The organism is uncultured Enterovirga sp., from assembly GCF_964242715.1.
GTDB lineage: Bacteria > Pseudomonadota > Alphaproteobacteria > Rhizobiales > Beijerinckiaceae > Enterovirga.
Window position 1 is genome coordinate 1 of sequence record NZ_CAXTAZ010000053.1, and the last position, 26,102, is coordinate 26,102.

Here is a 26,102-nt window from a genome sequence, read left to right on the forward strand (position 1 = left end):
CTCAAGGACGAGTTCGGCCTGACCTACATCTTCATCAGCCACGACCTGAACGTCGTCCGCTTCATCTCCGACCGGGTCATGGTGATGTATCTCGGCCGTGTGGCCGAACTCGGCGCCTCGGAGGAGGTTTTCGCGCGGGCACGCCACCCGTATACGGCCGCGCTCCTCTCCTCGATGCCCTCGCTCGATCCCGACAACCGCACCGAGGTGGCCCCGCTCGCCGGCGACCCGCCGAACCCGATCGATCCGCCCTCCGGCTGCCGTTTCCACACCCGGTGCAGCTTCGTCGAGCCGGTCTGCTCGGTGACGGAGCCGCCGGTCGCGCCCGCCGGGCCGAACCATCTCGCGGCCTGCCTGATGGTGCAGGCGGGCTCCGGCCATTCGCGAGCGCCGGCTGCGCTGGAGGCGGCGGCGTGACGGTGACAGCGCGTCTCTTCCCCCTGTCGCAGACGGGGAAAAGTCGAGTCATGCGTCGGCGTGACCGGATGAGGGGCGAAGGAACCGCATCATCTGCGGCACGTCTCCTCTGCCCTTCACCCGGTCCGCGTGACCGCGGACTTGACCTCTCCCCGCGGGCGGGGAGAGGCAGGGTGCGAGCCCCATGACCCCCATCGTCGAGATCCAAAACCTTCGCGTCACCTTCGGCGGCGTCGTCCGGGCGGTGGACGGCGTCGACCTCTCGCTCCGGCGCGGCGAGGTCGTGGCGCTGATCGGCGAATCCGGCTCCGGCAAGAGCGTGACCCTGCGCTCGCTCCTGCGGCTGCATCCCGCCAAACGCTCGAAGGTCGAAGGGACGATCCGGGTCGATGGCCAGGATATCACCGCGACGGGCGCGCGGGCCATGGCGGATATCCGCGGCAACACGGTCGCCATGATCTTCCAGGAGCCGCTGCTCGCGCTCGACCCGGTCTACACCGTCGGCGAGCAGATCGTGGAGGTGATCCGCCGCCACGAGAAGGCGAGCCGGGCGGCTGCGCGGGCGAGGGCGCTCGAGCTGTTCGAGCGGGTGCGGATCCCGAGCCCGGAGCGGCGGCTCGACGCCTATCCGCACGAGATGTCGGGCGGCATGCGGCAGCGGGCGATGATCGCGCTGGCACTCGCCTGCCGGCCCAAGGTGCTGCTGGCCGACGAGCCGACGACGGCGCTCGACGCGACGGTGCAGATCCAGATCCTGCTGCTGCTGCGCGAATTGCAGCGCGACCTCGGCCTCTCGATCATCTTCGTCACCCACGACATCGGTGCCGCGGTCGAGGTCGCCGACCGGATCGCGGTCATGTATGCCGGCCGCATCGTCGAGCAGGGTTCGGCCCGCGACCTGATCCGCGACCCGCGCCACCCCTATACGATCGGTCTCCTGAAGAGCCGCGCCGACGGCGCTCTCGCCAAGGGCAACCGGCTCGAAGCCATCCCGGGTTCGCCGCCGGACGTCACCAAGCTGCCGCCCGGCTGCGCCTTCGGACCGCGCTGCGCGCTCGTGATCGAGCCCTGCCGCGCCGCGCCGCCGCCGGCGCTGCCGGTCAGCCCGGGCCACGACGCACGCTGCATCCGCAAGGACGAATCGCCCGCACTTCTGGGGCTGAAGGTCCTTGCGCCAAGCCCTCCTCCCGTCATTGCGAAGAGCGTCAGCGAAGAAGCAATCCAGGAGACGGCGCGCTAACGCCTGGCTTGCTCTGGCTGGGCTTGCGATGACGAGGTGATCGCTCCTCGACCTCGGGCCCGGCCTCGGGCAGGCTGTCTCCAAAGACGACCCGAGGAGACGCCATGCTGACCCGACGCACCCTGGCCGCAGGCCTGCTCGCCTGTCCCGCGCTCGTCTCGGGAGCGCGCGCCCAGACCTGGCCGACCCGGCCGGTGAAGATCATCGTGCCGTATCCGCCCGGCGGATCGACCGACATCACGGCACGCCTCGTCGCCGAGAAGCTGTCGCAGAGTCTTGGGCAGCGCTTCGTCATCGACAACCGGCCCGGGGCGGGCGGCAATGTCGGCATGGAGGTCGCGGCCTCCTCGCCGCCCGACGGTTACACGCTGGTGGTCGCGACCACCGCGCACGCGATCAACATGACGCTGTTCCGGCAGCTCAATTACGACACCCGCACGAGCTTCGAGCCGATTGCGCTCCTGACCGAGAACCCGCTCGTCCTCGTTGTGCATCCATCCTTGCCGGCGAAAACGGTCGCCGAGCTCATCGCGGACGCGAAAGCCCGTCCCGGCGCTCTCAACTATGCCTCGTCCGGGATCGGGCAGTCGACCCACCTCGCGGCCGAGCTCTTCTGCTCCATGGCCGGGATCCGGATGACCCACGTGCCCTACCGCGGCAGCGCACCGGGGCTCGCGGACGTGGTCGCCGGCCATGTCCAGCTCATGTTCGACACCACGCAGTCCGCCCTGCCGCAGATCGAGGACGGTCGCGTCCGGGCGCTCGGCATCACGTCCGCCGAGCGCCTGCCGATCGCGTCGAACATCCCGACCGTCGCCGAATCCGGCCTGCCGGGCTACGAGGCGATCGCCTGGAACGGTTTCGTGGTCCCGAAAGGCACCCCGCCCGACATCGTCTCCCGGCTCAACGCCGAGGTCGTCCGGGCCGTGACCGACCCGGAGATCAAGGCGCGGTTCACAAAGCTCGGCGCGACCACCCGGGCCACCACCACGGACGAGTTCGGCCGCTATCTCGCGGCCGAGATCGAAAAATGGGGCAAGGTGGTCCGCGTCTCCGGCGCGAAGGTCGAATAGCCGCGCGGCACCGCCGCTGAGAGGCGCCGGTGCCGGCTTGACCTCCCTGGCCGGCCCGGCGAACACGGCGCGCGGCCTCGCGGCCCGGCGGGGACGACATGCTTCAGATCCATGGCTGCGATGGCAACGGCGGCGCGTGCGACGTCACCGTGGACGAGCCGAAGCTCCCGTCCGGCTCGCTGTGGCTCGATGTCCTGAAGCCGGACGAGCGCGAGACGGCGCTCGTGGAGCGCACGACCGGCTTCAAGCTGCCGAGCTTCGAAGAGCTGAGCGAGGTGGAGATTTCCTCGCGCCTGCGCCGGTCCGGCAAGGCGATCTACCTTGCGCTGCCGCTCGTCTTCCGCGATCCGAAGGGCGTGCCGAAGATCACGCCGGTCGGGCTGATCCTGTCGGCCGACCACCTCGTCACGATCCGGTTCGAGGAACTGAAGGCCTTCGAGGCCTGCCGCGCGCGGGTCGACCAGGGCGAGGTCCACCGGCCGTCGAGCGTCGCGGTCTTCGTCGCTCTCCTGGAGGCGATCGTGGATCGCCTCGCGGACATCCTGGAGGAGGTCGGCACCCAGCTCGACGTCATGGCCGACGAGGTCTTCGGCAAGGATCTCGACCGAGGCGCCAATCATCGGCCGAAGCAGCAGGACGCGCGCCTCCGCAACACGCTCCGGCGGGTCGGCCGCTCCCGTCAGCTCATCTCCAAGGTCCGGGCGACGCTTCTCGCGATCAGCCGCATCGTCCCCTATGTCGAGGGCGAGGGTGAGGAATGGCTGCCGCACGACGCGGTCCCCCGGCTCGAGACCGTGCTGAAGGACGTCGGGTCGCTCGACGAATACGAGAACCACCTCTCCGACAAGGTGCAGTTCCTGCTCGATGCCGATCTCGGCCTCATCAATATCGAGCAGAACGACCGCTTCCGCATCCTGACGGTGGTGTCGGTCGTGGGCATCCCGCCGACGCTCGTCGCCAGCCTGTATGGCATGAATTTCAAGCACATGCCGGAGCTGGAGTGGATCTGGGGCTATCCCTACGGGCTCACGCTGATCGCGCTGAGCGCGCTCGTGCCGCTGGTCTATTTCCGCAAGCGGGGCTGGTTCTAGACGCCTAGAGAAGCCGAGACAGCGCCCACGCCCACGGCCGCAGGCCTGCGTCGCTCTGTTGACGCTTGCACGGCTGCGGCAATGATAGAGGAGTGCAGAGGCAGGCTCGGTTGGGCGGCAGGGGATACATGCGGGGAGGATTGAGCCGGCGTCGTCTCCTCGTGGCCGGCGCGGCGTCGCTCGCCTGGCCGGCCTTGCCGGCCGCCGCCGAGCGGACGAGGTTGACGCTTGCGACCGGCTCCTCCGGTGGCGGCTTCCACGAACATGGCCCGGCTCTCGCCGAGCTCGTGGCCCGCTACGCCCCGATCGACCTCGACCTTCAGCCGACGACCGGCAGCCACGACAATGTGGTGCTCATCGGGGCCGGGGACGCCGATCTCGGCCTCGCCAGCATGGGGAGCGTCTTCGACGCCTGGAACGGGCGGACGCCGTTCAAGGCTCGGGGGCCGTTCCGCAACCTGCGCGCCCTGCTCCCGCTCTACGAGGCCTCGTTCGGCCTCGTCGCTCTCCGCGCTCGGGGAGCGGCGCGCCTGTCCGACCTCGCCGGGGCGACGATCGGGGCCGGTCCGGCTGGCGGGTCTGCGCAGATGTATCTCGTCGGCCTGGTCGCGGCGCTCGGGCTCCCGGTGAAGATCGCGACCGGCGCGCCGGCCGATCTTGCCGAGCGGGTGATCGCAGGCGAGATCGACGCCTTCTGGTTCGGTTCGGGCATTCCGGTCCCGGCTTTCGCCGAGGTGGTCGAGCGGGCCGACGGGGTCGTGCTCGGGCTCGCGCCGGACGAGATCGCCGGGCTCCGGCGCACCTTCCCGTATGTCGCCACGGGCGAGATCCCGGCCGGCAGCTACAAGGGCCAATCCAGCGCGCTGCCGAGCGCGGCCATCTGGAGCTTCCTGATCGGGAGCGATCGCCTCGGCGAGGCCGAAGCCTACGAGACGACCCGGGCCGTTCTCGACCACGCCGCCGAGATCACGGGCGCGTTCCCGCGCCTCGTCGGCGCCTCCCTGGCCAACGTGACGGCCAACACCTTCCTGCCCTTCCATCCAGGAGCCTTGCGCTACTTCACCGACAAGGGCGTCATCGTGCCGGACGCGTTGCGCGATCGGGGTTGAGTGCGTGCTTCGAGGCTCGCATCACCTTCCAGCCTGATCGAAAACGCTCCGACAGAGCTCAGAACAGGCTCGGCTGGCCCATCGGGGCCGCGCCCTCTATGGCGAGAAGGCGCAGCTTCGTCATCGCTCCGCCCGGTGCCGTGAAGCCTCCGGTCCGGCCTCCGGCCGCGAGGACGCGGTGGCAGGGCACGATGATCGGGACCGGGTTCCGGCCGAGGGCCCACCCGACGGCGCGGGCGGCGCCGGGCTCGCCGATCCGCGCGGCGAGGTCGCCGTAGGTCGTGGTGGAACCGCGCGGGACCTCGAGGAGGGCCGCGTAGACGCGGCCGTGGAAATCCGGAACGCCGTCGAGATCGAGGGCGACGTCGGACAGGTCCGCCGGCGCGCCGCCGAGAAATGCCCGGATCCGATCGACGACGCCCTGCATCTCGGCGGACGGGAGGGTCTCGACCGACCCGGGGAAGCGACGCTGGACACCGGCGCGGGTCTCGCCCGCGTCCGTATCAGGCAGATGGACGGCAGCAATCCGGGCGTCGCGCCAGCCGAGCGCGCAGATTCCGAGCGCCGTGTCGAACAGCGCGAAACGGAGCGGCGCGGCCAAGAGGGCCCGGCTACTTGCCGTAGCCGGGCGCGCCGATCGTCGGCAGGACGGGCGAGTTCGAGCCGCCATAGACATCGACGCGGCGTCCGGTGCCGTAGGTGTCGCTGCTGCGCGTGAAGCCGCTCCCGCCGAGGTCCGACCCGACCTCCGCGAGACCGGACCGGCTGGACGAACCCTTGTCGTCGAAGCTGGTGCAGCCTCCGAGGGCGACGGCGGCGGCGAGCGCAGCGGCGTAGAGGTATCTCGGCATGGTTGTGTCCTGATTGTGGGAAGGGCCTAGCGGCCCATGCGCTTGGCGACTTCCTCGAGCATCACCTCGGTCGCGCCGCCGCCGATCGACTGCACCCGCGCGTCGCGTGTCATGCGCTCGATCGTCGATTCGCGCATGAAGCCGAGGCCGCCGTGGAATTGGAGGCAGGCATACATCACCTCGTTCACGAGCTCACCGCAATAGGCCTTCACCATCGAGACCTCGCTCGTCGCGTCCGCGCCCTGGGTGTCGAGCCAGGCCGCATGGTAGACGAGCTGGCGCCCGGCTTCGACCTTCGCCTGCAGCATGGCGAGCTTCGCCCGGATCGCCCCCTTGTCCCAGAGCGGTGCCCCGAAGGCTTGGCGGCTCGTGAGCCAGTCGAGGGTGATCTCGATCGCGGCCTGGGCCTCGCCGATCGCCATCGCGCCGATGACCACGCGCTCGTTCTGGAAGTTTCTCATGATGGCGTAGAAGCCCTGGCCCTCCTCTCCGAGCAGGTTCTCGGCCGGGATGCGGCAATCTTCGAAGAAGAGCTCCGCGGTGTCGGACGAGCGCCAGCCATGCTTGTCGAGCGCGCGTCCGACCCTGAGGCCCGGCGTGCCTTTCTCGACCAGGAACATCGAGACGCTGCGCGACGGCCGGTCGCCCGGCTCGCCCGTCTTCGCGGCCACGCAATAGAGGTCCCCGAGGACCCCGTTCGTGATGTAGATCTTCGAGCCGTCGAGAACGTAGCTGTCGCCGTCGCGGCGGGCGCGGGTCCGGATCGCCTTCACGTCCGATCCCGCCCCGGGCTCGGTGACGGCGACGGCGCAGATCTTCCGCCCGGCGACGATGTCGGCCATGTGGCGGCTCTTCTGGGCCTCGCTCCCGGCATGGGCGACGTGGACGGAGGCCATATCGGTGTGGACGAGCACGGTGATCGCGAAGCCCGAGAAGGTGGAGCGGCCGAGTTCCTCGGCCAACACCACGGTTGCCAGGGTATCGAGCTCCGATCCGCCATATTCGGCCGGGTAGCGGATGCCCAGGAAGCCGAGCTCGCCCATCCGGCGCAAGGTTTCGCGGGGCGTAAAACCCTGCTCCTCCCAGGCGAGGCCGTTCGGCTTCACCTCCGCCTCGACGAAGCGCCGGACCTGGTCCCGCAGCATCTCGTGCTCGGCGTCGAAATAGGCCGACCGGCGCGGGGCCGAGCCGGCCGTCGAGAAGTCCCTATGCGCCACAGCCGTCATCGAGAGACCTCCCGCCCTTCGGGGACGCCTGACCCCCGCTTCCGTCCTCTCTAGACCCGGGAGCCGGGACCGGAAAGGCGGGGCCGGGCTCGAGCGTTAGCGATGCGACAAGGCGGATCGGGCAGGATGCCGCCATGTCCGCCCCCGACACGGCCCGCCATCTCGTCGCCCTCGTCGCCGACGGCAGTCCCTATGGTGCCCGGACGACCCGGGACGTTCTCGCCCGAACGGGCGTGCGGCGGATCGTCGAGGTGCTCGACGGCGCCGAGGCGCTGAGCGCGCTCGCCGACCACAAGCCGGACCTGCTCGTGCTCGACTGGCAATTGCCTGTGATCACTGCGCGCGAGATCGTCGCCATGGCGCGAGACGCCTCGCGCTCGCATGCGCCCGCCATGCCGGTGATCGTCACGATGCCGGAGCCGACCGCCCGCGCCGTCTCCGAGGCGATGGCGCTCGAGGTCGACGCGATCCTGGCGCGGCCGTTCTCGCCCAAGGACCTCCGCCTCCGGCTCGAGCGAATCGTGCGGGCACGGGCATCGACGGGTGCTGCGCGTCCGAATGGATGAGACGGCCCGCGCTTTGCACCGGCTCCGTGCAGTTGCTAACGTCCCATACAACAGCTGACGCTCCGGCCCTTGCCGCGGCGTCCCGGATTTCGCGGCCGTGCAGGACCGAGGTGATGCCGTCGCCCAGGCCGAATGGGTCGGGGGAGTGATACCGGCTCCGGAGGGGCATTCCGGAGGCGTGGCCCTGCATGGCGAGCGCGAAACCTACGTCGCGCCCCGGTCCAAATCGGCCTCCCGCCGGACCGGCAACGCCTATGCGGCACTCGATCTCGGCACCAACAATTGCCGCCTTCTGATCGCCGAGCCGTCCTATCACGAGTTCCGCGTCATCGACGCCTTCTCGCGAATCGTGAGGTTGGGTGAGGGGCTTGGACATGGCGACCGGCTCGGCGACGATGCCATCGAACGCACGGTCGCGGCGCTGCGGGTCTGCAAGACCAAGATCGAATCGAAGAATGTCGTGCGGGCGCGCCTGATCGCGACCGAAGCCTGCCGCCACGCCTCGAATGGGCTCGAATTCATCGAGCGCGTGCGCCAGGAGATCGGGCTCGCGATCGAGGTGGTTGACCGGAAGACCGAGGCGACGCTCGCCGTGATGGGCTGCGCGGCGCTCGCCCATCCCAAGGCCGGGTCGGTGATCATCTTCGACATCGGAGGCGGCTCGACCGAGGTCGCCTGGCTCGACGGCCAGACCGGACCGGCCGGGATCTGTCCGAGCGAGCGCATCCGGGCCTGGGATTCGCTCCCGGTCGGCGTGGTGACGCTGGCGGAGCGGTATGGCGGGACGCGGGTCACGCATTCGGTCTTCGAGGACATGGTGGAGGAGGTGTCGGGCCGGCTCCTGCCCTTCGCGCTCAAGGCCGGCGCGGCCGCGGCCGCGCCGAATTTCCACCTTCTCGGGACCTCGGGCACCGTGACCACGGTCGGCGGCATCCATCTCGGGCTCGAACGCTACGACCGCCGCCGCGTCGACGGGATGTGGATGCGGGGCGACGACATCGAATCGGTGACCGACTGGCTTCTCTCGTCGAGCCTGCAGGACCGGGCCGACAATCCCTGTATCGGCCGCGACCGCGCCGATCTGGTCCTCGCCGGATGCGCCATCCTCGAGGCGATCCGGCGCGCCTTCCCGGCGAATTACCTCCGCATCGCCGATCGCGGTCTGCGCGAGGGCATCCTCATGTCGATGATGCGCGAGGACAAGGTCTGGGCTCGCCGGGGCCACGCGTGAGTGCGGGTCGGAGCGGGGAGGGGCGCTCGGTCGCCCCCGGAAGGCAGAAGGTCAGGAAGGGCGGCAACCGCACGCCCTCGTCGCGCGCCTGGCTCGAGCGGCAGCTGAATGACCCCTACGTCGCCCGGGCGAAGAAGGACGGCTATCGCTCGCGCGCCGCCTACAAGCTGATCGAACTCGACGACCGCCACAAGCTGATCCGGAACGGCGCCCGGATCGTGGATCTCGGGGCGGCGCCCGGCGGATGGTCGCAGGTCGCCGCGGAGCGGGTCGGGCGTTCTTCGGGCCGCGGGCGGGTGGTCGCGATCGACCTCCTGCCGATGGACGCGCTGGCCGGGGTCGATACGGCAGAACTCGACTTCATGAGCGAGGAAGCGCCGGCCCGCCTCGTCGAGATGCTGGGCGGCGAGGCGGATCTCGTCATGTCCGACATGGCGGCGAACGCGACCGGGCACCGCAAGACCGACCATCTCAAGATCATGGGCCTGGCCGAGGCGGCCGCGGAATTCGCCCGCTTGGTGCTGGCTCCGGGCGGTGGCTTCGTGGCCAAGGTGCTGCAGGGCGGCACGGAGGGCACGCTGCTGGCGGACCTGAAACGCGACTTCGCGGTGGTTCGGCACGTCAAGCCGGCTGCGAGCCGCTCCGATTCGGCCGAACTCTACGTGCTGGCGACCGGATTCAGGGGGCGGCAGGAGCCGGACGAAGCGCAGGCCTGACCTTGGCGGCGTCCGCCGCCGCGCCGTCCGGCAGCCGGGCGAGCCAGATCGCGGACGCCCCGATCACCGCGCCCCACCAGCCCTGCCACAGGCCGTGTCCGACCAGCATGATGGCGCCGGCCGACGCGATCATGGCGCAGGTCGCCGCCGCCCGGGCGCGACCGAATTGTCCGATCCCGAGCAGGGCCAGGATCAACGTCACCCCGAAGAGCGCGGCCCCGACGAGCCCCGTCTCGGCCCAGACCTGGAGGTAACCGCTATGGGGGTGCCAGGCCCCGAGCAGTAGTCGGCGCTCGGGCGGGACCTCGTCCGCCACCGGCTCCTTGTTCATCACCGGGCTGGTTCCGAACCCGGCCCCGGCGATCGGCCGCCGCTTCACGACCTCGCCGAAACTCTGCCAAATCGCGATCCGGTCGGCCGCATGGGCGAAATGAAGCTTCTCGACGAATTGCGGGGGGAGGATCCGGCTTGCGGCCTCGCCGATGACGGGCGCGCTCAGCATCGCGACCGCGAAGGCCGCCGCCAGCACCCGGCTTCCGAGCCGGGGTGATCGCGCGGCCAGGATGGCGGCCGCGAGCCCGGCGGTGAGGCCAAGCGCGGTCGCGCTCGAATGCGCCGCATAGGTCGCGACCCCGAGCAGGAGCGCGGCCGCGACCGCGATCGGGCGCCGTCCCGTGATCCACAGGAAGGCCGCGACAGGCCATCCCAGGACCAGGATGGCCGAGACCGAGCGCTTGAAGATGAAGGTGGCGTTGCGGACGCCCAGGCTGGTCCGGAAGGCCATGTCGGTCGCGAGTTCCGCCACGATGGCCAGGCAGCCCATCGCGATCGCGACGGTCGCGAGCTTCACGACCCAGCCCGGCACGCGACGGGGCAGGGCGGCGTGGAGCAGGATCGCCGCGCCGCCCGACAGCAGGAGCTCGCCATAGGCCGAGAGGGACGTCTTCGGATGATGGCTCCAGCCGATCGAGATCGCGGCAAAGAGGAGGAAGGCCAGGCACCCCATCCCGATCGGCGTCCGAACGAGCCGGGCCATCCTGTCCCGGACGTCGCCGAGGTCGCCGGCCGACACCCGGGCCGCGAGAGCGGCCAAGGCGGCGGCTCCAAGCAGCGGCTGCGCGGAGCGGTTCACGAGCGCCATCCCGAGCGGCATCACGGCGAGCAGCACGAAGGCGAGCGCATCGAGGCGATCGACCCAGGACGATGTCGGTAGCGATCTTCCGGTGGCCTGCACGCCCGCCGACCCTCCGTCGCCGACGGAAGCCCGTCCGCGGCGTTGCTGGCGGCCACCTGGATGGCCGGCTGGGCGGGCCACTACGCGGCGCGTGGGCGACGGTCAATCGGAGCGAGGCGGCGACTGATGACATGGCGGGCGCGGCGTCCGTGTCGCACCACCTCCGCGTCCGCAGGGTGGCGGGGTCCGGGCGCGCGTGCTACGGCCCCGCGTCAACTCGCGTCGCGCACCCGTCTCCCTGGGCAGGTCGTCGGAGCGATGTGCTGGGGGTTGGCATGGTGAATGGTAGGTGGCCGGACGGTTTCGTCGAGGGCCTGACCTTCGACGACGTGCTGCTCCGTCCGGGTCGCTCTGAGGTCATGCCGTCGGAGGCGATCCTCCGGACCCGCATCACGCGATCGATTTCGCTCAACATCCCGATCATCGCGTCAGCGATGGACACGGTCACCGAGGGCCGGATGGCGATCGCCATGGCCCAGAATGGCGGCCTCGGCGTCATCCACCGGAATTTGGAACCGGAGGAGCAGGCGAACCAGGTCCGGATGGTGAAGAAATACGAATCCGGCATGGTGATGAACCCGATCACCATCCATCCCGACGAGACGCTTGCCGACGCGCTCGCCACGATGAAGCGGCACGGCATCTCGGGTATCCCGGTCGTCGAGCGTGGCCCGAACGGCTCGCGCGGCAAACTCGTCGGCATCCTGACGAACCGCGACGTGCGTTTCGCCTCAGACCCGGCGCAGCGGGTCGCGGAGCTGATGACGAAGGACCGCCTGATCACCGTCAAGGACGGGGTCTCGCAGGAGGAGGCGAAGCGGCTTCTCCATCAGTTCCGGATCGAGAAGCTCCTCGTGGTCGACGAGCATTACCGCTGCGTCGGCCTCGTCACCGTGAAGGACATCGAGAAGCAGGTGGCCTATCCGGCCGCCGCCAAGGACGAGCAGGGCCGCCTCCGCGTCGCGGCCGCGACCACCACCGGCGACGACGGCTACGCCCGCTCCGAGCGCCTGGTCGATGCCGGCTGCGACCTGATCGTGGTCGACACGGCCCATGGCCATTCGGTCCGGGTGCTGGAGAGCGTCTCCCGGGTGAAGAAGCTCTCGAATTCCGTCCAGGTCATCGCCGGCAACGTCGCGACCCGCGAGGGCGCGAAGGCGCTGATCGATGCGGGCGCCGACGCGATCAAGGTCGGGATCGGCCCGGGCTCGATCTGCACCACCCGGATCGTCGCCGGCGTCGGCGTGCCCCAACTCACGGCGATCCTCGAGGCGGTCGAGGCCGCCGCGGACCAGGACGTGCCGGTGATCGCGGACGGCGGCATCAAGTATTCGGGCGATCTCGCCAAGGCACTCGCGGCCGGGGCCTCGGTCGCGATGGTCGGCTCGCTCCTCGCCGGGACCGACGAGGCCCCGGGCGAGGTGTTTCTGTTCCAGGGCCGCTCCTACAAGGCCTATCGCGGCATGGGGTCGGTCGGCGCGATGGCGCGCGGTTCGGCCGACCGCTACTTCCAAGCGGAGGTGAGGGACGCGCTGAAGCTCGTGCCGGAAGGTGTCGAGGGGCAGGTCGCCTACAAGGGTCCCGTCTCGACCGTGCTGCACCAGCTTTCCGGCGGCCTCCGGGCGGCGATGGGCTATGTCGGCGCCGCCGATCTCGGCGAGTTCCGGGACAAGGCCCAGTTCATCCGCATCACCGGCGCGGGCCTGCGCGAAAGTCACGTCCACGATGTGACGATCACGCGCGAGAGCCCGAATTATCCGATGGGGCGGGGTTGAGGTGAGGTCGTGGCAACTCTGACGATCGAGAACGCACCAGGTGGGACGATGCGGGCTTTGGAGACCCTGGCTGGTCGGACCGGAAGGTCGGTCTCCGACGTGGCGTTGGATTATCTGCCCAAAGACGAGCCACGGGCGCTCGAGGGAGGTAGGGCGGAGGGCAAGGCGGGTCCCGGTCCCGTTCCTCTGACGCTGCCCGACAGCACCGTGCTAGTCCGGCGTGATCGGGACGAGGTCTCGGAAAACAGACTGACAGGTATCGAGGCGGTTCGGCTTTGTCGCGAGATACGGGCCATGGCTCTCAAACCCCTTCTTCCCGATAGCACGCCTTCGATCCGGGCCGATCGCGACGCTGCATGATCGTCGTCGATGCGAGCGTTGCCCTGAAATGGTTCGTGCCTGAGCCGGGCAGCGAACAGGCGGAGCGGCTTTTGGAATTCGATCTCCCGCGGGCCGCCCCGGCCCACGTGCTGGTCGAGGTCGGTCAGGCGCTTCTCCGTCACCACCGTTCTGGCGGGCTCACCGCCGACCATTGCCGGCTCGTGATGTCGAAAATCCGTGATGTGGTGAGGCTTTTCCCGACCGAGATGCTGGCCGACGCCGCTTTCCAGATCGCAGCTGAAGCGTCCTGCTCGATGTATGATGCGCTCTACGTCGCCGCTGCGGAACGTTGGGATTGTTGGCTCGTGACCGCCGACGCGAAGCTGCGGACGCAACTTTTGGGATCGCTTTGGCAGCATGCCGTGTGGCTGCTGGGCGCCGACACCGACGAGAGACGCCTCATGGACACGCCTTCACGAGCGGCTCGATGACCATTCAGTCGATCCTCCTCCCCGTCTTCGTCCAGGTCCTCCTCGTCTTCGCCATCGCGGTCGTGATGGGCCAGCGACGGTACGAGGCGGTGAAAGCCAACGCCGTCCGATATGACGATGTCATCCTCGGCCAGAAGAGCTGGCCCGGCCCGGCCCAGGCCGCCTCGAATGCCTTCTCAAACCAGTTCGAGCTGCCGGTTTTGTTCTTCGCGATCGTGCCGCTCGCGATCGTCACACGGAAGGCCGACCTGCTCTTCGTCGTGCTCAGCTGGGTGTTCGTCCTCAGCCGGATCCTGCATGCCGGCGTCTACGTCACCACGAATGCGCTGCCGTATCGATTCGGGGCCTTCGCGGTCGGCGCGCTGGCGCTGCTCGTGATGTGGATCGTCTTCGCTGTCCGCATCCTGGCCGCGCCGATGGCGATATGAACAGCCACGGAGCCGGCCCTCGAAGCACGCACAGGCGAGAGTGCGTCCTTCGAGGCTCCGCTTCGCTCAGCACCTCAGGGTGAGGAGCGTGAGTCGTCGGGCGCTCAGTAGCGCCGGCCGGTCTCGAGTTGGGTCTTGGCGTCGAGGCGCCGAGCGCCGGGCGCGGGATAGTCGGGCGGGGGCGGCGGGGCCGAGGCACAGGCCGCGATCGTCAAGGCGAGGGCCGTCGCGAGCGACAGCCGCAGGAGGGGCAACATTCGGTCTCATCTCCAGATGACGCGCCCGAGGGCGCTCCTCACGGCTCGGCTCCAAACCCGCCGGAAACGTGGCCCTGGGCCGCGGCCCCGCAGACGGGCAGCCGGCGTGGCTTCCCGGTGACACCCGCGGCCCGCCTGTCCGGCGCGATCGAGGTCCTGGCCGACGTCGAGGCGCGGCGGCGCCCAGCGCCGGACGCGCTGAAGGATTGGGGCCTCGCCCACCGCTTCGCGGGTTCCGGTGACCGTGCCGCGATCGCGAGCCTCGTCTACGACGCGCTGCGCCGTCGTGCCTCCGCCTCGTGGCTCATGGGAGAGGCTTCGCCGCGGTCGGTGCTGCTCGGCACCCTCCGCCTCGCCCGGGGCAAGAGCGCGGACGACATCGCGACCTTAGCCTCGGGCGAGCGCTTCGCCCCCGCGCCCCTGACGGAAGCCGAGCGCTCGGCGCTGTCGGGGGATGGGCTGGTGGACGCGCCCGCACATGTCCGGGCCGATATCCCGGACTGGATCGCTCCCTCCGTCGCCCGCACATTCGGCGACGACATGGTGGCCGAAGCGGCGGCGCTCGCCACGCGTGCCCCGCTCGACCTGCGGGTGAATACCCTGCGGTCCGACCGGGACGCGGTGGCGGCGGAACTCGCCCATCTCTCGGCCGTGCCCACGCCCTGGTCGCCTTCGGGATTGCGGCTCCCCGTCGGCGAGGACGGGCGCGGGCCGTCCGTGCAATCCGACCCGGCCTTCATCCGGGGCGAGTTCGAGATCCAGGACGAGGGCTCGCAGCTCGCAGCCCTCCTCTCGGGCGCGAAGCCGGGCGAGACCGTGATCGACCTCTGCGCCGGGGGAGGGGGCAAGACACTGGCGCTCGCCGCCATGATGCGCGGCGAGGGCCGCGTGTTTGCGACCGATGCCGACCCGCGCCGCCTCGCCCCGATCCATGCCCGGCTCGAGCGGGCCGGGGCCGCGCTCGTCGAGATCCGCACGCCGCGCAAGGCCGACCCGGTGGCAGATCTCGACGGCAAGGCCGATCTCGTCCTCGTCGACGCGCCCTGTACCGGGTCGGGTACGTGGCGGCGCAACCCCGACGCCAAGTGGCGTCTCCGACCCGGCAGCCTCTCCGGGCGGATCAAGGACCAGGCGATCGTGCTCGATCGCGCCGCGCGCCTCGTCCGGCCGGGCGGCCGAATTTGCTACGTGACCTGCTCGGTTCTTCCCGAGGAGAACGACGAGGCTGTCGCGGCCCTTCTCGCGCGTTGCCCGGGTATCTCCGTCGAGAACCCGGAATCGTACGCCGCCGCGGCCGGCCTGCCGGCGCTCGCTGGCGCCGTCCGGGTCATGCGGTACGGCATCCAGATGTCGCCGCTCAGGACCGGGACGGACGGGTTCTACGTGGCGATGCTGCGGGGATGAGGCCAGGCCGTGCTTGAAGACGCGCCGCTCGCGTCGCTCCTCAGCATGACGCCGCTGGTGAGGGGCCGACCACCACCGCGTCATGCTGAGGAGCAGCCGCAGGCTGCGTCTCGAAGCACGCATTATCCTGTGGACCTGCCTTGCTTTCGTTGCTTCGTAGGCCCTGACGCTCTACCTGCTCGGGATGACCGACCCTCAGCAGCACGACGTGATCCAGCAGCAGCACGACACGATCCTGATCGTCGATTTCGGCTCCCAGGTGACCCAGCTTATCGCGCGCCGCGTGCGCGAGGAGGGGGTCTATTCCGAGATCGTGCCGTTCCAGAAGGCCGAGGAGGCGTTCCGGCGGCTGAAGCCCCGCGGCGTGATCCTGTCGGGCGGGCCGGAATCGGTGACGATGGACCTGTCACCACAGGTGCCGGCCGGGATCGTGAGCGAGGGCACACCCGTCTTCGGCATCTGCTACGGCCAGCAGACGATGGCGCACCAACTCGGCGGCGAGGTCGAGGGCGGGCATCACGCCGAGTTCGGCCGGGCCGAGATCGAGATCCTGGCCGAGAGCCCCCTCTACAAGGGCATCTGGCATGTCGGCCACAGCTATCCGGTCTGGATGAGCCACGGCGACCGGGTGACCAAGCTGCCGGACGGGTTCGAGCCGCTCGCCGCCTCCGCCAACGCGCCCTTCGCCATCGTGGCCGACGAGGCGCGCCGGCTCTACGGCGTCCAGTTCCATCCCGAGGTGGCGCACACGCCGCAGGGCGCGCTCCTGATCCGCAACTTCGTGCGCGACATCGCCGGCTGTTCCGGCGATTGGAGCATGGGGGCCTTCAAGGACGAGGCGATCCGGCGGGTGCGCGAGCAGGTCGGCACGTCGCGGGTGATCTGCGGCCTGTCGGGCGGCGTCGATTCCGCGGTCGCCGCGGTGCTGATCCACGAGGCGGTCGGCGAGCAACTGACCTGCGTCTTCGTCGATCACGGCCTCATGCGGGAAGGGGAGGCGGCCGAGGTCGTCGGTCTCTTCCGCGACCATTACAACATCCCGCTCGTCCATGTGGACGCGGCCGACACGTTCATCTCCGCGCTCGAAGGCGTCACCGACCCGGAGCAGAAGCGGAAGACGATCGGCCGGCTCTTCATCGACGTCTTCGATGCCGAGGCGACCAAGCTCGCAAAGGACGGTAAAGGCTCGGCGGATTTCCTGGCCCAGGGCACTCTCTATCCGGACGTGATCGAGAGCGTCTCCTTCACGGGCGGGCCGTCGGTCACGATCAAGAGCCATCACAATGTCGGCGGACTGCCCGAGCGGATGAAGATGCGGCTCGTCGAGCCGCTGCGGGAGCTGTTCAAGGACGAGGTTCGGGTGCTCGGCCGCGAACTCGGCCTGCCGCAGGCCTTCGTCGGGCGCCATCCCTTCCCGGGCCCGGGCCTCGCCATCCGCTGCCCGGGCGAGGTCACGCGCGACAAGCTCGCCATGCTGCGGCGGGCGGATGCGATCTACCTCGACGAGATCCGGAAGGCCGGCCTCTACGACCAGATCTGGCAGGCCTTCGCCGTCCTCCTTCCGGTGAAGACGGTCGGCGTCATGGGCGACGGCCGCACCTACGACTTCGTCTGCGCCCTCCGCGCCGTCACCTCGGTCGACGGCATGACGGCCGATTTCTTCCCCTACGACATGGACTTCCTCGGCCGGGTGGCGAACCGGATCGTGAACGAGGTCAAGGGCATCAACCGCATCACCTACGACGTGACCTCGAAGCCCCCCGGCACGATCGAGTGGGAGTGACCTGAGGCTCGGCTCTCGACGAAGACGTGACTGGCCCATCCGCCGGGGCATGCGAGTGTCGTCCCGCGTGAGGGCGCGAGCCGGCGACCCTGGAGCGACCGCACCATGCCGACACCGACGCGATGGACGAGGCGGGCCGCGGGGCTGGCGGTGCTCGGCGGGCTCAATGGCCTAGCAGGCGCGGGGCCGGCGCGAGCGGTCGGTCCGACGACCGGGAGCTTCTACTATTCCGGTCCGCGCAGCAACCATTTCGACGGCGAGCGCTTCTTCAATCCGGAAGGCGGGTCCGAACCACGCAGTTTCGCCGAGGTCCTGACCTGGCGCCTCACATCCCGGTCGGAGGTGTGGCCCGACGATTATCCGAGCCCTTACGCCGGTACGCGACCGGGTTCCTCGGGCAAGGCTGGGCTGCGCGCGACCCTCGTCGGGCACGCGACGTTCCTCCTGCAGATCGGTGGCCTCTCGATCCTCACCGATCCGATATGGTCGGATCGCGCGAGCCCCGTCTCCGCGCTCGGCCCACGCCGTCACAACCCGCCCGGGATCGCCTTCGACGATCTGCCGCGGATCGATGCCGTGCTGATCTCCCACAACCATTACGACCATCTCGACCTGCCGACGATCCTGCGTCTCTGGCAGCGCGACCGGCCCCTGATCGTCACCCCGCTCGGCAACGATGCCATCATCCGGTCGGAGGATCCGGCAATCGCCGTGACCCCGCTCGATTGGGGCGACACGGCGGTGCTCGGCCGCGGCGTGACGGCGACCGCCGTTCCGGCCCTTCATTGGTCCGCCCGTGGCTTGGCCGACCGCAACCACGCCCTCTGGGCGGGTTTCGTCGTCAAGGGCGGCGGTCACACGATCTACTTCGCGGGCGATACCGGCTTCGGCGCTGGCAGGCATTTCCGCGACATGGCCGCCCGCCATCCGGCGATCGATCTCGCCCTCCTGCCGATCGGCGCCTACGAGCCGCGCTGGTTCATGGCGAGCCAGCACATGAACCCGGACGATGCCGTCCAGGCCATGCGGCTGCTCCGCGCCCGGCAGGGGCTCGGCTGTCATTGGGGGACGTTCCATCTGACCGACGAAGCCGTCGACCGGCCCGCGCGCGATCTCGCGGAGGCCCTGGCGAGGCGAGACGTTCCGGCCGGGCGCTTCCTCGCGATGAGGCCCGGACAGGTCTGGCGGAGCTAGGGCCAGCGGCCATCTTCGATTTATCGTCCCACCGTCCGAGGGGACGAGAATAGAAACGTTGCTATTCAGCTTGAGGCTGAGGAGGCCGGCTGCTAAAGGACCCTTCGGAGGGTTCGCCATGAGCATCACCACCGTCTCCAGCCGCGAGTTCAATCAGGATGCCGGGGGCGCCAAGAGGGCGGCCGAGAATGGCCCTGTCATCATCACGGATCGTGGAAGGCCCTCCCACGTCCTCTTGAGCTTCGAGGCGTATCGGAAGCTCGCGGGCGGCGGAAGAAGCTTGCTTGATGTGGTCGCCCAAGACCAAGACGACGACGTCGAGTTTGATGCTCCTCGCTTGGGCGACCGGATCTTCCGGCCCGTGCCTTTCACGTGAGCTACCTGATCGACACGAATGTCTGGTCGGAGCTGCGCAATCGAGGTCGGGCCGACGAGGACGTCAAGACATGGGCGCAAGAGACCGACGCTGCTGACTTGTATCTGTCCGTCGTGACGGTGTTCGAACTCGAGCGCGGTGTCCTCCTGATCGAACGACGCGACCCCCCGCAAGGCTTGCGCTTGCGCCGATGGCTGGACGAACGCGTGCTGAGACCTTTCGCGGGTCAGATCCTGCCGATCGATACGGCGGTCGCGCGACGGTGTGCGGCTTTGCATGTTCCCGATCCTCGGCCGGAGCGCGACGCCCTGATCGCCGCCACGGCGTTGACGCACGGGTTGACGGTGGTGACGCGGAACGTCGGCGACTTCGAACCCATGGGCGTGGCCCTGCTCAATCCGTGGGCGGCAAAGAGGCCGCCTGGGCCATGAGCGCATCTCGGACCCGCTTCGACGGCGGTACCTTCTAAGGCCATGTCGGCAACGAGGCCGTCGCACGGGTTGAGGGACGCTGGCCCAAGTCGCGGGCGCAGGCAGCCTCGTCTCAGGCCCCCGCCATTAGCTCCAGGCGGAGCATATCGATCACCGCCGCTGCCTTGTCCGAAACGGCGCGGCGAAGGTCGGCCGGGTCCTCGCCGAGGAGCGCGCGCATCATCAGCGGGACGAAGAAGAGTTCGACGAAAGCGGTCGCGCGTTCAGCCGTATCGCCTGTTTCATCCTGGTCGCCCCCGATGGCAGCAGCCATCCGGGCGACGCCCGCCGCGCGGCCGATGGCGTTGGCATGAGAGGCGAGTTCGGGCCGGCGACCGGCTTCGGCGATGATCAGCCGCATCAGCGCGATCGCGTCCGGCTGAAGCGAGGCCTCGGCGATGCTGCAGGCGGCGGCCACGACGCGGTCGCGAAGCGGGAGATGGGCAGGTGCGACATGGCTTGCGGCCATGTTCCGGTCGACTGCCCGCCGGATCACCGCCGCGAACAGCTCCGCCTTGTTGGCATAGCGGGCATAGATGCTGGCCTTGCCGGCATGCGCCTCGGCCGCGACCTGCTCGCAACTCGTACCGTCGACGCCCTGCTCCAGGAAGAGACGCGTCGCCGTGTCGAGGATGCGGGCATCCACCTCGCCGGCTTTCGCCGCCGGGGGACGGCCCCCGCGCCGACGATCCGCCTCGGCGCCGGGCCGCGTCTCGGGAAGAGCGCCATCCATCGCCATCACGATAGCGTGGCCGGCCCATCCTGTCATCTAGACGATACCGTTCAGTTATGGCACGAAAGGCCAGCCCTGGAGACTGACGCGATGGCCTCGATAACCCTGAAAGATCTGGCGGAGACGATGCGCGACATCGACTTCGCAATGCTATCCACCCGCACGGAGAACGGCGCCGTCGCGAGCCGGCCGATGAGCAACAATCGCGACGTGGATTTCAGCGGCGACTGCTTCTTCTTCTCTTACGACAGCGCCCGAACCATCGCCGATATCGGCCGAGATCCGCAGGTCGGCCTGACCTTCACGGGCCGAAGCGGTTTCCTGGGCGGCCCTCCCGTCTTCATCGCCGTCGCGGGGACGGCCGAACTGATCCGCGACAAGAACGCCTTCCGGGCGCATTGGACGAAGGACTTGGACCGCTGGTTCGCGGACGGGGTCGACACGCCCGGCCTCGTCCTCATCCGCGTGCATGCGGACCGAGTCCACGCCTGGAACGGCGCCGATCAGACGGAGATCGAGCTGTGAGCGACGCCGCCACGAAACCGGTCGTCGTCCTTGCCGGCGCGACCGGCGATCTCGGCGCTCGCATCGCCTCGGCGCTCGTCGCGCGCGGCGCCGAGGCGAGGGCGCTCGTGCGGCGGGGCGTCTCGGCCGAGAAGCAGGCCGCGCTCCGGGCGACGGGCGCCCTTCCGGTCGAGGTCGATTTCGAAGATGTGGGTGCGCTGACAGAAGCCTGCCGGGGCGCCGTCTGCGTGGTGTCGGCCGTGAACGGCCTTAGGCCCGTCATCATCGACATGCAGGCGCGCCTGCTCGACGCCGCCGTGGCTGCCGGCGTGCCGCGCTTCATCCCGTCCGATTTCTCGCTCGATTTCACCCGGACCCGGCCCGGGGACAACCGCAATCTCGATCTCCGCCGGGACTTCCTCGCCCGCCTCGATGCGGCCCCGATCCGGGCGACCTCGATCCTGAACGGCGGCTTCGCCGACATGCTGGCCGGGCAGGCGCCCTTCGTCCTGCATAAGCGCAGGAAGGTCCTGTAGTGGGGATCCGCGGACCAGCCGCTCGACTTCACGACCAAGGATGATGTCGCCCGCTTCACCGCGGCGGCGGCGCTGGACGAGGCGGCGCCGCGCTTCCTGCGCGTCGCCGGCGACGTGGTGACCGCACGCTCCCTAGCCGAGACGATGACGTCGTTGACCGGCCACACATTCGGCATGTGGCGCGCCGGCGGGCTCGGACTCCTCGGCCTCGTCATCCGGATCGCCCGAGCCGTGACGCCCGCGAGCGACACCCCGTTCCCGGCCTGGCAGGGCATGCAATATCTTCGCGACATGGCGAGCGGACGCGGCAAGCTCGAGCCGCTCGACAACGACCGCTACGGCCGATTGCCCTGGACCAGCGCCCGCGACGTCCTGGCGGCGGTCTCGTGACGCCCGGAGCGCTCACTCGGCCTTGATGTTGGCGCCCTTGATGATCGGCCACCACTTGTCGATCTCGCTTTTCAGATGCGCCGACAGGGCGGCCGGAGTCTGGTCCGAGGCGGCCGGGATTTCTTGGCCGAGCTCCGTCAGGCGGGTCCGAACCGCAGGATCGGCCAAGGCCTCCACCACGGCCGCGTTCAGCTTCGCGACGACGTCGGCCGGAACGCCTTTCGGGGCCCAGAGGCCGAACCAGGTCGAGATATAGACGCCCGGCGCCCCGACCTCGTCGACGGTCGGGATGTCGGGAGCGGCCGCGAGCCGGCTCTTGCCCGTGATCGCATAGGCGCGGACCTGCCCGCTCCGCACATAGGGAAGCGCGCTGATAGCCTGGTCGAAGGTGAGGTCGATATGGCCGGCGACGAGGTCGCGCATGATGTCCGAGGAGCCGGCCCGGTAAGGCACGAACTGGAACTGGGTGCCGGTCGATTTCTGGAAATAGACCCCGCTCACATGCTGCCCGGCCCCAGGGCCGGCGGTGCCGGCCGAGACCCTGTCATTCGTCTTCAGCCAAGCAATCAGCTCCCGCAGGTCCTTCGCCGGTACGTCCCTCTTGCTGACCACGATGTAGGGGTTGTTGGGCAGGAGCGCGATCGGCTCGAAATCCGTCCTGACGTCGAAGGGAAGGGCGAAGGTCGCGGTCGCGACCACGAAGGAGGGCCAATTGCCCAGCAGAATGGTGTAGCCGTCCGGCGCGGCGCGCACGACGCGCGTCATGCCGATCGTGCCGGAGGCCCCGCTCACATTCTCCACGATCACGGTCTGGCCGAGCGCCACCCGCATCCGCTCGGCGACGATGCGGGCGAGGGCGTCGGTCGGCCCGCCGGCTCCGAAGGGCACGACCATCGTAACGGGGCGGGACGGGAAGCTTTGCGCGAGGGCCGTGCTGAAGGTGAGGGCAGCCAGGATCAAGGCGAGGCAGACGCGGGTCATGGGGAAATCTCATCAGGCATCGGCGAGGGTCGCGCCTGCATGATCGATGCCGGCCCTCGCCTCCGCCAGCCCGACGGGAAGGGGCCCGCCTGAGCGGGCCCTGTGTAGCGTCTACGGACGAGATGTCGACGCCGGCGGCGGCGGGGTCGTCGCCGCGCCAGTCGAGGAATGGCTGTCCGCGTAATATTTGAAGGCGGGTGCCTCCTGCAGCTCGGCCTTGGTCAAAATCACCCTGGCGTGGTCCGGGTAGCCGTTATACGCGGCCTGCTCCGCCGGGCTCCGGCTCGGGGCGGCCGAGGTCGCGGGCGGGGTGCCGCCGGTCATCGGCGCCGACGCCACGGTCGGAGCCGAGGCTCCCGTATTGCCGGTGGCGCCGGTCCCCATGCTGCCGGCTCCGGTGCTGCCGGTCGAGGCGGTGCGCGTCGGCGGCCGGTCGTTCGACCAAGTCAGCGCGGACCACGGGATCGCGACATTCTTCTGGCCGATCCCCAGGAAGCCGCCAACCCCGATCACGATCGCCTTGGCGTTGCCCTGCCCGTCGATCAGGATTTCGCTGATGTCGCCGATCTTCTCGTTGTCGCTGCCATAGACGTCGATGCCGACGAATTTCGAGGCCCGGAACTCGGTCGTTCCCTGGTCGGTCACGAATTTGCCCCCGGTCGTCGCCATCGGCGACGGGGTCGCGGCGGTTTGGGCCTGTGCCGCGCCGCCCAAGATCGTCGTCGCGAGCAGCAGAGCGGCAGCTTTGGTCCTGAACATCGCATCCTCCAAATGGTCTAGGCGCCGAGGCGCCGACAAGAGGGTAACGACCGAGGCTGCATTCCGTTCGCTCGCCACGATGCTCTTCGCACGACCTGACGCGACGCCGTCATAGCTTCGCAAAACAGTCACGTTGCGGTCGCAACTCCCATGACCGGAAGGCGATGTTGTGCCCCGACTAGGGGAGGACGCGGATCGCGACCCGGCGCCGGACGAGGTCGCGGTCCGAGGTCACCGTGCAGCCTTCGACCCGCAGCGTCGCGAAATAGAGGTCGGCGTGGTCCCCGGCATCGTCGAAATTCCGCCCGACGGCCTGCCTGTCGATCAGCGACGGATAGGCGATCAGGCGGCCGCCCGAGCCGCAAGGATCGTCGTAGAGGGTCGCCCCGGCCAGGAGAAGCCGGGGTTCGTCCCAGCGGATCAGGTCGCGGGAGGACGTCGTGTAGAAGCCGGAGACCGGGAAGCGGCTTCCGTCGGCCTTCGCCTGGAACACGGCGATCCAGGCCCGCGAGGCGCGGTGCCGGACGATGCCGCCGACCGGGGCCGGAAAGGGCGCCACGTTTTCGCATGGTTTCGGTTGCGAGGTGGAGCGATACGGATCGCCGTAGCGGATGGAGAAGGCGCGGCCGTCATAGGCGCGCCAGCTCCCCGGGTCCTGCGGGTTCGTCGTCCGGAACAGGCACGGACCGGAATTCTGCCCGCTCCAGCCCGTCGTGGAGGTGAGAAAGTAGCGCGCGGCGCCGTCGCCGACGATGTTCGACGGGTTGAAGAAGCCGCGGTGACGCCCCTGGCCGACATCCTGCCGGAACGGCGCCGCGGCCACGACGGCCGGGACTTTCGGGCGTTCGAAGCTCCGGCCGCCGTCGCGGGACGTGACCGCGACCACGGTGTTGTACCAGCAGGCGAGGTATTCCTTGAAGCTGCATCGGCCCGGATGGGTATTCGCCTGGAACTCGTGGTGGACGAGCGCCTCGACGCGCCGGCCGTCTTCCGTCCAGGTCGCCGTGATCCAGCTCGCATCGTCGTAGAGGGCCGGGTCGGCATTGCCGTTCGACGGCAGTGGAGGGCGGCAATCGATGCGGAGGTGGTCGAAATCGGGCCCGCGTAGCGCGCGGTTCTTGGTGTGCATCGCGAAGACCACGACCTGCCCCTCCCCGTCGCGGAAGGCCCGGGCATTCGTGTCCGGGACGTCGTCGCCGTCGCAGGCGTCGCGTTTCGGTGTGAACACGATGTCGGGTGGCCCGACCAGCGTCACGGACGCGAGCGGAGGGTCGCCCGCCGCCCGTGCCGGGACGGGCGCGACCGCGAGCGCGATCGCGAACAGGTGGGCCGCGGCCCTGGTCCGGGCATTCGAACGGATTTTCATGCCGCCTCCGTCGCGAATAGATGCGAATGGGTCTAAGTCGCGGGAAACCAGGCTATCCGCTATGGTTTGACGCCACCTTTCGGACATCCCCGATGCTCGCTCTCGTCGCCGGTCTCGCGCTCTTTCTCGGCGTGCATGCCTTCACCATGAGGCGCGAGGCGCGGGGGGCGCTCATCGGGCGTTTCGGAGAGGGGCCCTACAAGCTCGGCTATTCGCTCCTGTCCTTCGCGGGGCTGTTCCTGATCATCTACGGGTTCGGCCTCTACCGCCGGACCGGCTGGATCGACGTCTGGTATCCGCCGATCTGGACCCGGCACCTCTCGCTGATCCTCGTCTGGGCGGCCTTCATCAGCCTCGTTGCGGCCTATGTCCCGGGCCGCATCAAGGCGACCCTGAAACACCCGATGCTCGTCGGCGTGAAGCTGTGGGCGGCGTCGCATCTCCTGGCGAACGGGGACCTGGGCTCGATCCTGCTGTTCGGCACGATCCTGGCCTGGGCCGTCGTGGCCCGGATCAGCCTGAAGCGCCGGCCGGACGAGGTGCGCGACCACGGCGGTCCGGTTGCGGCGCCGGCCGGATGGCGGAACGACGCGATCGCGGTCGCGGTGGGCACGGTCGCCTGGTTCGTTTTCGCCCGATATCTTCATCCCTGGTGGATCGGTGTTGCCGTCTGGCCCGGTACTTGAAGAATATGGGTCGATGACGGGACCGAGGCTGGCGTAAGGCCGCGCTTTGCTGCAGCATCCGATCTCTGGCGTGGGCGGTGGTCTCGTGGTCCATCCGTCGTCCGGCCCGCCCACCCGGTTCGCCGGGTGGGCTTTTTTGCGCGCCGGTCCATCGGGCCGTCGCCTCGCTATCCCGGCCCCCATGTGTTAGGCGGCGCCTCCTAGGAGGCAGCAGCGCTCACCAAGATGGCAACGGATCCCTTCCTCCGCGAAGTCGACGAAGAGTATCGACGCGAGCAGATCGCCAATCTCTGGCGCAAGTTCGGCGGCCTTATCCTGGCGCTGGCCTTCATTGTCGTCGCGGGCATCGGCGGCTGGCGCTATTGGCAGTATTCCCAGTTGCAGCGTTCCGAGGCGGCCGCGATGCGGTTCGAGGACGCCCTCCAGCTCTCGCGCGAGCAGAAGTCGGACGAAGCCGAGAAGGCCTTCGCGGCGCTGGCGGCCGACGGCCCTCCGGGCTACCGGCTGCTCGCGCGGTTCCGGGTCGCGGCCGAGACCGGACAGGGCGACGCCGAGGGCGGCGCCAAGGCCTTTGATGCGCTTGCGGCGGACACGACGGTCGAGGCGACTTTGCGCGACCTTGCCCGTCTTCGGGCGGCGACCCTCCGCCTGGCTGCCGGCGAGTCGGGCCCCGCTGCGGCTGAACTCGAGCGTATCGCCACGCCCACCAATCCGTGGCGCCACTCCGCCCGGGAAATCCTGGGCCTCGCCGCCCTGAAGCGCGGGGATTTCGAGGCGGCCACCCGCTGGTTCGACCAGATGGCCGTCGACCGCGAAACGCCTCAGGGCCTGCGCGGGCGCCTCGAAATCTACACGGCCCTCGCTGCAGGCGGCCCGGTCACCGCGACACCATAG

The 26,102-nt window shown here is 69.4% G+C and carries 30 protein-coding genes; 21 read left to right on the forward strand and 9 right to left on the reverse strand.

The window, feature by feature from the left end; translation table 11 throughout:
- The 5 genes from ACFE87_RS20400 to ACFE87_RS20420 all read left to right on the forward strand — a co-directional run.
- On the forward strand, window positions 1-417 hold a 417-nt coding region (locus ACFE87_RS20400; protein WP_375461495.1), incomplete at its 5' end, for an oligopeptide/dipeptide ABC transporter ATP-binding protein.
- A gap of 184 nt (window positions 418-601) precedes the next feature.
- A complete protein-coding gene (locus ACFE87_RS20405) occupies window positions 602-1,657 on the forward strand; it encodes an ABC transporter ATP-binding protein (RefSeq protein ID WP_375461496.1) in 1,056 nt (351 codons plus the stop codon).
- 104 nt (window positions 1,658-1,761) lie between these two features.
- Window positions 1,762-2,730, forward strand: coding sequence for a Bug family tripartite tricarboxylate transporter substrate binding protein (locus tag ACFE87_RS20410; RefSeq protein ID WP_375461497.1), 969 nt, complete (start codon window positions 1,762-1,764; stop codon window positions 2,728-2,730).
- A 98-nt stretch (window positions 2,731-2,828) separates the two neighbouring features.
- Window positions 2,829-3,821, forward strand: coding sequence for a magnesium transporter CorA family protein (locus ACFE87_RS20415; RefSeq protein ID WP_375461498.1), 993 nt, complete (start codon window positions 2,829-2,831; stop codon window positions 3,819-3,821).
- Between the two features lie 140 nt (window positions 3,822-3,961).
- The gene (locus tag ACFE87_RS20420; protein ID WP_375461499.1) at window positions 3,962-4,930 is read left to right on the forward strand and encodes a TAXI family TRAP transporter solute-binding subunit; all 969 of its coding nucleotides are present in this window, start codon (window positions 3,962-3,964) and stop codon (window positions 4,928-4,930) included.
- A 58-nt stretch (window positions 4,931-4,988) separates the two neighbouring features.
- On the opposite strand, the gene ACFE87_RS20425 is transcribed toward ACFE87_RS20420, so the two are convergent.
- From ACFE87_RS20425 to ACFE87_RS20435, 3 genes are read right to left on the reverse strand one after another with little or no spacing between them, the layout of a single operon-like run.
- The gene (locus tag ACFE87_RS20425) at window positions 4,989-5,531 is read right to left on the reverse strand and encodes a methylated-DNA--[protein]-cysteine S-methyltransferase (RefSeq protein WP_375461500.1); all 543 of its coding nucleotides are present in this window, start codon (window positions 5,529-5,531) and stop codon (window positions 4,989-4,991) included.
- A gap of 10 nt (window positions 5,532-5,541) precedes the next feature.
- A complete protein-coding gene (locus ACFE87_RS20430) occupies window positions 5,542-5,781 on the reverse strand; it encodes a hypothetical protein (RefSeq protein WP_375461501.1) in 240 nt (79 codons plus the stop codon).
- Window positions 5,782-5,807: 26 nt separating this feature from the next.
- Complete coding sequence (locus tag ACFE87_RS20435) at window positions 5,808-7,007, reverse strand: acyl-CoA dehydrogenase family protein (protein ID WP_375461502.1); 1,200 nt, start codon at window positions 7,005-7,007, stop codon at window positions 5,808-5,810.
- Window positions 7,008-7,141: 134 nt separating this feature from the next.
- Here ACFE87_RS20435 and ACFE87_RS20440 point away from each other — a divergent pair, with 134 nt between their 5' ends.
- From ACFE87_RS20440 to ACFE87_RS20450, 3 genes are all read left to right on the forward strand, one after another.
- Entirely contained in the window at window positions 7,142-7,573 is a 432-nt protein-coding gene (locus ACFE87_RS20440) for a PleD family two-component system response regulator (RefSeq protein ID WP_375461503.1), read from the forward strand.
- 178 nt (window positions 7,574-7,751) lie between these two features.
- Window positions 7,752-8,804, forward strand: coding sequence for a Ppx/GppA phosphatase family protein (locus tag ACFE87_RS20445; RefSeq protein WP_375461531.1), 1,053 nt, complete (start codon window positions 7,752-7,754; stop codon window positions 8,802-8,804).
- Window positions 8,801-9,520 carry an RlmE family RNA methyltransferase gene (locus tag ACFE87_RS20450; RefSeq protein WP_375461504.1) on the forward strand — a complete coding sequence of 240 codons (720 nt, stop codon included), beginning with the start codon at window positions 8,801-8,803 and terminating at the stop codon, window positions 9,518-9,520. The genes ACFE87_RS20445 and ACFE87_RS20450 overlap by 4 nt, the downstream gene beginning before the upstream one ends.
- Here the strand turns inward: ACFE87_RS20450 and ACFE87_RS20455 are convergent.
- Window positions 9,483-10,754 carry an O-antigen ligase family protein gene (locus ACFE87_RS20455; RefSeq protein WP_375461505.1) on the reverse strand — a complete coding sequence of 424 codons (1,272 nt, stop codon included), beginning with the start codon at window positions 10,752-10,754 and terminating at the stop codon, window positions 9,483-9,485. The two genes, ACFE87_RS20450 and ACFE87_RS20455, sit on opposite strands and share 38 nt — an antisense overlap.
- A 275-nt stretch (window positions 10,755-11,029) precedes the next feature.
- On the opposite strand from ACFE87_RS20455, the gene guaB reads away from it, so the two are divergent.
- The 3 genes from guaB (at window position 11,030) to ACFE87_RS20470 (ending at window position 13,769) form a co-directional block, all read left to right on the forward strand.
- Window positions 11,030-12,529 carry an IMP dehydrogenase gene (gene guaB, locus ACFE87_RS20460; RefSeq protein WP_375461532.1) on the forward strand — a complete coding sequence of 500 codons (1,500 nt, stop codon included), beginning with the start codon at window positions 11,030-11,032 and terminating at the stop codon, window positions 12,527-12,529.
- 356 nt (window positions 12,530-12,885) lie between these two features.
- The gene (locus ACFE87_RS20465) at window positions 12,886-13,341 is read left to right on the forward strand and encodes a type II toxin-antitoxin system VapC family toxin (protein ID WP_375461506.1); all 456 of its coding nucleotides are present in this window, start codon (window positions 12,886-12,888) and stop codon (window positions 13,339-13,341) included.
- Window positions 13,338-13,769 (forward strand): MAPEG family protein, encoded by a 432-nt coding sequence (locus tag ACFE87_RS20470; RefSeq protein ID WP_375461507.1) that lies wholly within the window; start codon window positions 13,338-13,340, stop codon window positions 13,767-13,769. Before ACFE87_RS20465 ends, ACFE87_RS20470 begins: the two co-directional genes overlap by 4 nt.
- Before the next feature lie 104 nt (window positions 13,770-13,873).
- On the opposite strand, the gene ACFE87_RS20475 is transcribed toward ACFE87_RS20470, so the two are convergent.
- Window positions 13,874-14,026, reverse strand: coding sequence for a hypothetical protein (locus ACFE87_RS20475; protein ID WP_375461508.1), 153 nt, complete (start codon window positions 14,024-14,026; stop codon window positions 13,874-13,876).
- Between the two features lie 117 nt (window positions 14,027-14,143).
- Here ACFE87_RS20475 and ACFE87_RS20480 point away from each other — a divergent pair, with 117 nt between their 5' ends.
- The 5 genes from ACFE87_RS20480 to ACFE87_RS20500 all read left to right on the forward strand — a co-directional run bounded on the left by ACFE87_RS20480 (window position 14,144) and on the right by ACFE87_RS20500 (window position 19,214).
- Window positions 14,144-15,430, forward strand: a complete 1,287-nt coding sequence (locus ACFE87_RS20480; RefSeq protein WP_375461509.1) for an RsmB/NOP family class I SAM-dependent RNA methyltransferase — start codon at window positions 14,144-14,146, stop codon at window positions 15,428-15,430.
- A gap of 184 nt (window positions 15,431-15,614) precedes the next feature.
- On the forward strand, window positions 15,615-17,213 hold the full coding sequence (gene guaA / locus ACFE87_RS20485) for a glutamine-hydrolyzing GMP synthase (protein WP_375461510.1): 1,599 nt from the start codon (window positions 15,615-15,617) through the stop codon (window positions 17,211-17,213).
- Window positions 17,214-17,318: 105 nt separating this feature from the next.
- The gene (locus tag ACFE87_RS20490; RefSeq protein WP_375461511.1) at window positions 17,319-18,407 is read left to right on the forward strand and encodes an MBL fold metallo-hydrolase; all 1,089 of its coding nucleotides are present in this window, start codon (window positions 17,319-17,321) and stop codon (window positions 18,405-18,407) included.
- Between the two features lie 118 nt (window positions 18,408-18,525).
- Complete coding sequence (locus tag ACFE87_RS20495) at window positions 18,526-18,783, forward strand: type II toxin-antitoxin system Phd/YefM family antitoxin (RefSeq protein WP_375461512.1); 258 nt, start codon at window positions 18,526-18,528, stop codon at window positions 18,781-18,783.
- Entirely contained in the window at window positions 18,780-19,214 is a 435-nt protein-coding gene (locus ACFE87_RS20500) for a type II toxin-antitoxin system VapC family toxin (RefSeq protein WP_375461513.1), read from the forward strand. The genes ACFE87_RS20495 and ACFE87_RS20500 overlap by 4 nt, the downstream gene beginning before the upstream one ends.
- Before the next feature lie 112 nt (window positions 19,215-19,326).
- Here the strand turns inward: ACFE87_RS20500 and ACFE87_RS20505 are convergent, their stop codons facing one another.
- A complete protein-coding gene (locus ACFE87_RS20505) occupies window positions 19,327-20,022 on the reverse strand; it encodes a TetR/AcrR family transcriptional regulator (protein ID WP_375461514.1) in 696 nt (231 codons plus the stop codon).
- Window positions 20,023-20,076: 54 nt separating this feature from the next.
- Here ACFE87_RS20505 and ACFE87_RS20510 point away from each other — a divergent pair, with 54 nt between their 5' ends.
- The 3 genes from ACFE87_RS20510 to ACFE87_RS20520 all read left to right on the forward strand — a co-directional run bounded on the left by ACFE87_RS20510 (window position 20,077) and on the right by ACFE87_RS20520 (window position 21,416).
- The gene (locus tag ACFE87_RS20510; protein WP_375461515.1) at window positions 20,077-20,511 is read left to right on the forward strand and encodes a pyridoxamine 5'-phosphate oxidase family protein; all 435 of its coding nucleotides are present in this window, start codon (window positions 20,077-20,079) and stop codon (window positions 20,509-20,511) included.
- The gene (locus tag ACFE87_RS20515; RefSeq protein ID WP_375461516.1) at window positions 20,508-21,026 is read left to right on the forward strand and encodes an NmrA family NAD(P)-binding protein; all 519 of its coding nucleotides are present in this window, start codon (window positions 20,508-20,510) and stop codon (window positions 21,024-21,026) included. The genes ACFE87_RS20510 and ACFE87_RS20515 overlap by 4 nt, the downstream gene beginning before the upstream one ends.
- Before the next feature lie 153 nt (window positions 21,027-21,179).
- Window positions 21,180-21,416 carry a hypothetical protein gene (locus tag ACFE87_RS20520; RefSeq protein ID WP_375461517.1) on the forward strand — a complete coding sequence of 79 codons (237 nt, stop codon included), beginning with the start codon at window positions 21,180-21,182 and terminating at the stop codon, window positions 21,414-21,416.
- A gap of 12 nt (window positions 21,417-21,428) precedes the next feature.
- Here the strand turns inward: ACFE87_RS20520 and ACFE87_RS20525 are convergent, their stop codons facing one another.
- The 3 genes from ACFE87_RS20525 to ACFE87_RS20535 form a co-directional block, all read right to left on the reverse strand.
- Window positions 21,429-22,397: a Bug family tripartite tricarboxylate transporter substrate binding protein gene (locus ACFE87_RS20525; RefSeq protein ID WP_375461518.1), complete on the reverse strand. Its 969-nt coding sequence runs from the start codon at window positions 22,395-22,397 to the stop codon at window positions 21,429-21,431.
- A 111-nt stretch (window positions 22,398-22,508) separates the two neighbouring features.
- Window positions 22,509-23,156 carry a PRC-barrel domain-containing protein gene (locus tag ACFE87_RS20530; protein ID WP_375461519.1) on the reverse strand — a complete coding sequence of 216 codons (648 nt, stop codon included), beginning with the start codon at window positions 23,154-23,156 and terminating at the stop codon, window positions 22,509-22,511.
- Window positions 23,157-23,334: 178 nt separating this feature from the next.
- On the reverse strand, window positions 23,335-24,522 hold the full coding sequence (locus tag ACFE87_RS20535) for a hypothetical protein (protein WP_375461520.1): 1,188 nt from the start codon (window positions 24,520-24,522) through the stop codon (window positions 23,335-23,337).
- A gap of 92 nt (window positions 24,523-24,614) precedes the next feature.
- Between ACFE87_RS20535 and ACFE87_RS20540 the strand changes: the two genes are divergently transcribed.
- Together ACFE87_RS20540 and ACFE87_RS20545 are read left to right on the forward strand one after the other, a co-directional pair.
- Window positions 24,615-25,208 (forward strand): NnrU family protein, encoded by a 594-nt coding sequence (locus ACFE87_RS20540; RefSeq protein WP_375461521.1) that lies wholly within the window; start codon window positions 24,615-24,617, stop codon window positions 25,206-25,208.
- Between the two features lie 225 nt (window positions 25,209-25,433).
- Window positions 25,434-26,102: a tetratricopeptide repeat protein gene (locus tag ACFE87_RS20545; protein ID WP_375461522.1), complete on the forward strand. Its 669-nt coding sequence runs from the start codon at window positions 25,434-25,436 to the stop codon at window positions 26,100-26,102.